Origin of the sequence: Coprococcus sp. AF21-14LB, from assembly GCF_003458885.1 — a bacterium.
Taxonomy (GTDB): Bacteria; Bacillota; Clostridia; order Lachnospirales; family Lachnospiraceae; genus UBA9414.
In genome coordinates, this window is record NZ_QRVX01000004.1 from 81903 (window position 1) to 88142 (window position 6240).

General features: G+C 39.4%; 3 protein-coding genes. All 3 read left to right on the top strand.

Annotated features, from left to right (window positions below; genetic code table 11):
- Positions 1 to 16: 16 nt before the first annotated feature.
- On the top strand, positions 17 to 3178 hold the full coding sequence (locus DWX73_RS01965; protein WP_118346450.1) for a type I restriction endonuclease subunit R: 3162 nt from the start codon (positions 17 to 19) through the stop codon (positions 3176 to 3178).
- Between the two features lie 12 nt (positions 3179 to 3190).
- Positions 3191 to 5257: a DUF262 and DUF1524 domain-containing protein gene (locus DWX73_RS01970; RefSeq protein ID WP_118346451.1), complete on the top strand. Its 2067-nt coding sequence runs from the start codon at positions 3191 to 3193 to the stop codon at positions 5255 to 5257.
- A gap of 31 nt (positions 5258 to 5288) precedes the next feature.
- Positions 5289 to 6240: virulence RhuM family protein (locus tag DWX73_RS01975; RefSeq protein ID WP_118346452.1), on the top strand; the 952-nt coding region annotated here is incomplete at its 3' end.

Here is a 6240-nt window from a genome sequence, read left to right on the forward strand (position 1 = left end):
ATACAGGAGGTTGAACATGCCAAATTTATTTACAGAGGATACATATGAACAGGCAATCATTGAATTGTTTGAAAACATGGGCTATGACCACCTCTACGCTCCGGATTTTGATAGAGATTATGCCAGTCCGATTCTGGATCCTATTCTGAGAGATAGTTTGGTGCGTATCAACCGTGGTCTGCCTGTAGAAGCTATTGATGAGGCACTGGCCAAAGTGAAGAATTTTGATACCGGAAGCCTGCTGCAGAAGAATATGATATTTATGGATTATCTGCAAAATGGCATCACGGTTAAGTTCTTTGTGAAGGGCGAGGAGCAATCGTCGATTGTACGTTTGATTGATTATCAAAATATAAAGAACAACTCTTTCTATGTGGTAAATCAGTTTACATTCCTTGAAAACGGAAATAACCGTCGTCCGGATATTATTCTATTTATAAATGGATTGCCGCTTGTTTTGATGGAATTAAAGAGTCCGGCGAAAGATGAAGTGGGAGCGGAGAATGCATTCCATCAGATTCGCAATTATATGCAGGACATACCATCTATCTTTTATTATAACGCAATCTGTGTAATTAGCGATTTGTCTACGAATAAAGCAGGAACGATCACTTCCGGATTAGATCGCTTTATGGAATGGAAAACAAAAGACGGTAATTACGAAGATACTGCGTATGCGTCCTTTGAAACTTTTTATGAGGGTATGTTCCAAAAGAAACGTTTACTTGATATTTTGAAGAATTTTATTCTTTTCTCAGGCGTTAGCAATAGTCGTTTCAAAGTATTAGCCGGATATCATCAATATTTCGCAGTCCGCAAAGCAATCGAAAAAGCAAAGGTAGCAACTAGGACCGACGGCAAGGGGGGCGTGTTCTGGCATACACAGGGCTCTGGTAAGTCATTATCTATGGTTTTCTATGCACATTTATTGCAGGATGCATTAGACAGTCCAACAATCGTAGTTATGACAGACCGTATTGATTTGGATGATCAGCTTTATGCACAGTTCTCACAATGCGCAGATTTTTTGCGTCAGACACCGGTACAAGCAGAGAGCAAGGAACATTTGAAGTCACTTCTTGATGGCAGAAGTGCGAATGGAATCATATTTACTACGATGTTTAAGTTTGAGCGTGGAGAGAAAGCTTTATCGGAACGTAGAAACATTGTTGTTATGGCAGACGAAGCACATCGTGGGCAGTATGGTTTTGATGAGAAAATCGTTATGTCAGAGAATGAAAACGGTGAAAAGGAAGCACATACGGTAATTGGTAATGCCCGTGTTATTCATGACGCATTGCCGAATGCTACATTTATTGGATTTACTGGTACACCGATCTCAGCTAAGGACAGAAATACTCGTGAGGTTTTTGGTGACTATATCGATGTTTATGATATGACACAGGCCGTGGAAGATGGCGCTACTCGTCCGGTTTATTATGAAAGCCGTGTGGTTCATCTAAAGTTGGATGAGAATACGCTGGCGCTAATTGATTCCACTTATGATGTCTTGGAACAACAATCCGACGCACAAACGATTGAAAAGAGCCAAAAGATGCTTGGCCAGATGGAAAGCGTACTGGGAGCAGATTCTACGATTGAATCTCTTTGTGATGATATCGTTGAACATTATGAAAAATACAGAGCAAATCTTCTGACAGGTAAAGCTATGATTGTGGCGTATTCTCGTCCGATTGCAATGAAAATTTACCGCCGTATTTTAAAAATTAGACCTACATGGACAGATAAAGTGGGTGTGGTCATGACTGGCGGTAACAATGATCCAGAAGATTGGAAAGAGATTATCGGAACCAAAGCGCACAAGGAGGAACTCGCGAGGAAATTTAAAGATAATAATGATCCGATGAAAATAGGCATTGTTGTAGATATGTGGCTTACTGGATTTGATGTACCTTCTTTGGCTACCATGTATGTGTACAAGCCAATGCATGGCTATAACTTGATGCAGGCAATAGCTCGTGTTAACCGTGTATTCAAGGATAAAGAAGGTGGATTGATCGTTGACTATGTTGGAATTGCGTCAGCTCTAAAGGCGGCGATGAAAGAATATACGAAGCGCGATCAGTCTAAATATGGTGACATGAATATTGCAAAGATGGCCTATCCGAAGTTTCAAGAAAAGCTGCAGGTCTGCAAGGATTTACTGCATGGCTTTGATTTTAGCGGCTTTGTAGGTGGCTCTCCGCTTACAATGGCTAAGCTTATTACGGGTGGTGTAAACTTTATTCTTGATGCAAGTGTACCAGAAAGAAAAGATTTGTTCTTGAAGGAAGCTATGCTTTTGAAACAGTCTCATTCACTTTGTTCCAGTATGACAACAGAACAGGAAAGGCATGAAGCAGCTTATATGGAGGCTTTGCGATCTACGGTTATTAAAATCACTTACGGTGGTACTGGTGGAAAGAGCCTATCGCTTACCGAGATTAACGATCAAATCAATGAACTTTTGAAAGCGGCAGTACAGAGCGAAGGTGTCATCAGCTTATTTGACAGCAGCAAAAGTGGCGGTGAAAATTTCAGCTTGTTTGATCCGGCTGTCTTGGATGAAATCTCTAGAATGAAGGAAAAGAATATAGCTGTTGAGATTTTGAAAAAACTTATGGCTGAGCAGGTGGCACTTTACAAGAGAACAAATGTGGTGCAGTCACAAAAATTCTCAGAAAAGATAGCGCAACTGATGAATTCTTATTATAACGGATTAATCACCAATGAAGAAGTTATTAAAGAACTGCTTAAAACTGCGGAGGAAATTGCAAATTTCTATAAGAATGGTCAAGAGTTGGGGCTTTCGCAAGAAGAGCTGGCATTTTATGATGCCCTTACAAAACCAGAGCATATCAAAGATTTTTATAAGAATGATGAATTGATTGCTCTGACAAGAGAACTTACAGAAATGCTTCGTAAGAATCGTACTATCGATTGGCAGAAAAAAGAAACCGCTAGAGCACAAATGCGTAAGATGGTTAAGCGACTCCTTAAGAAATATAAGTATCCTCCGGAAGATTACGATTTTGCAATAAGCACAGTAATTAGTCAGTGTGAGCTTTGGACAGATAATGTGGAACCACGAAAAGAGGAAAAGCTATATAAATATGTGTCTGAAATAGAACTAAGCAAGGTGGCAGAGGATACGGTTTCTTATGGAGAAAAGAAGTAATGGAGGTGCGATATGGATGCACGTAAAGGCAATATTTATGAGATATTGAACGGAAATAAGCAATTCTTGATTCCGGTTTATCAGAGATTCTACAGCTGGGATATAGATCAGTGTAAACGACTTTGGAACGATATTGTAGAGATGCAGAGAAAAGGCAAAGTGGGTCATTTTGTAGGTTCTATTGTTAATATTGCTGAACAGGCAATGCCAACAGGTGTTCAGAAGTATATGATTATTGATGGGCAGCAGCGAATGACTACATTAACTCTTCTCCTCCTGGCTTTGCGCGATTATGCAATAAAGAATCCTGGTGACACAACAATTAATGCTCGTCGTATAGATAATATGCTTCTAAAAAATGAGTACGAAAATGGTGACGAACGATATAAGTTACTGTTAACCGAAACAGATCGGGACATTCTTATAAGCCTTGTTGAGGAAAAGCCAATTGCAGAAGGTACTCGATCAAGGCTGATTGAAAATTACAACTTTTTCGCTAATAAGCTGACCGATAAAGAAATTCAGCCTGCAGAGGTATACGAGTCAATTGGAAAATTACAGATTGTTAATATCACGTTAGACCGTACTGTAGACGATGCACAGGCGATTTTTGAAAGCTTGAACTCTACTGGTAAGGAACTTTCAGAATCTGATTTGATTCGTAACTATGTTTTGATGGGATTAGAGCCATCAGAGCAAACCTATGTATATGAGCATCTCTGGCGGCCTATGGAACAACTGTTTATTTATGAAACGCAAGGATCTGTAACGGATGCTTTTTTCCGCCATTACTTGACCATGAAGCTTTCTCGTATTCCAAAGCAAGGACGTGTATATGAAGAGTTTAAGTTGTATCACTTGAACTGCGAATTTGGAAGTATTAGAGAACTGTGTCAAGATTTGCTGGACTACGCAAAATATTACACTAACATCGTATTTAAGCGAAATTCTGACACGGATTTAAAGAAGTTATATGAAGATATTATCGATTTGAGAATGGAAGTGTCTTATCCGTTCTTACTGAAGATTCATCATGACTGTACCGAAGAACTGATAACATCAGATGAGTTGAAGGAAATTCTGAAGCTTTGTATTAGCTATGTCCTGAGACGCGCAATTTGCGAAATTCCGACTAATTCGATGAACAAGACCTTTGCAACGTTGAAGAATTATATTAAACCAGATGATTACCTGAATTCTGTTAAGGCATTCTTTGTAATGCAGGATACTTATAAAGAGTTTCCGGATAACGATAAGTTTGAAGGTGCATTCGTAAATCGTGATATTTATAATATGCGCTCTAGAAATTATATTCTAAGTCGCTTGGAAAATTTTGAAAACAAGGCTCCAATTACTATAGAAAACTACACCATTGAGCATATTATGCCGCAAAACAAAAATCTTTCTTTGGAGTGGCAAACTGATCTTGGCCCTGAGTGGCAGGAGGTGCAGAAGAAATATTTACATACAATTGGCAATCTTACTTTGACTGCATATAATTCTGAGATGAGCGACAGGTCTTTCATGGAAAAGATGGATATGGAGGGTGGATTCAAAGAAAGTGCACTTAGGCTTAATAAATATGTGGTTTTACAAAATGAGTGGAACGAACGACATATCCAAGAGAGAGCAAACGAATTAGCAAAGAAAGCAGAATCTATTTGGCCATATCCAACTTTAACAGCTGCAGAACTAGCACCATATCAAGTAGAAGAAAAAACAGTGCAGAAGTATTCCTTGGAAACATATGATGTGAATGCTTTTACAAGAATACTGTTCGAGTCTTTAGATAAGCGTATTATGAACTTATCTCCAGCGGTAAAGAAGGAATATAAAAAGCTGTATGTTGCTTATAAGCTGGATACTAATTTTGTTGATATTGTTTTTCAGAAACAAAGATTGCGTATTTCGATTAATATGAAGTTTTCAGAGATTAATGATCCTAACGGTATTTGCAAAGATATTACCGGCTTAGGACGTTGGGGAAATGGCGATGTAGAATTGTTTATGGAGCATCAGGATGAATTAGATCAAATCATGGAAATTGTGAAACAATCCTTTGATGCACAGGCAGAATAATGATTTTGGAACGTTAAAGGAGGCATCCTATTTGAAAAAGAAAAAAGATGAAATTACCATCCGTTCCAGCGCAGCGGAATACTTAACCTATGTTGCCTCTGTCGGTGACCAACAGGACAGTATTGAGATGCGCTATGAGGATGAGAATATATGGCTGACGCAAAAGATGATGGCCACACTATATGACGTAGATGTTCGTACAATCAATGAACATATTAAGAAGATTTATTCCGACTCAGAACTTGAGGAAGAGGCAACTGTCCGGAAATTCCGGATAGTTCAAACCGAAGGTTTACGTCAGGTTACTCGTGATACAAAACACTATAATCTTCAAATGATTATTGCAGTTGGATTTAAGGTAAATAATGAGCGAGCAGTGCAGTTTCGTAAGTGGGCCAATGGCATTGTAAAGGACTATACCATCAAAGGATGGGTTATGGATGACGAGCGTCTAAAAAATGGTGGCTCTGTGCTCACAACAGAGTACTTTGACCGCTTGCTTGAGCAGATCCGTGAGATTCGTTTGTCTGAGCGTAGATTTTATCAGAAGATAACGGATATCTATGCTACAGCTCTTGATTATGACCGAACAGCAAAAACAACAAAGCAGTTCTTTGCAAAGGTTCAAAACAAGATGCATTATGCAGTTCACGGACATACAGCAGCGGAGTTGATTTACGAGCGAGCCGATGCAGACAAGCCACATATGGGATTAACCACTTGGGCAGCAGCACCGGAAGGTAAGATTGTAAAAAGTGATGTTAGCGTTGCGAAGAATTATCTGAGTGAACAGGAAATGCGTTCGCTGGAGCGTATTGTATCTGCTTATCTGGATTTAGCAGAGGATCGTGCAGAACGTCATATTCCGATGACAATGGAGGATTGGGCAAAGCGTCTGGATTTATTCCTGATGGCTGATGACAGAGAGGTCCTTCAGGATGCGGGAAAGATCACAGCAGAGATTGCCAAGGCAAAGGCCGAGA

Excerpts from the sequence above, each read along its gene's own strand:
- DWX73_RS01970 (WP_118346451.1), top strand. The coding sequence starts at position 3,191 with ATGGATGCACGTAAAGGCAATATTTATGAGATATTGAACGGAAATAAG.
- DWX73_RS01965 (WP_118346450.1), top strand. The coding sequence starts at position 17 with ATGCCAAATTTATTTACAGAGGATACATATGAACAGGCAATCATTGAA.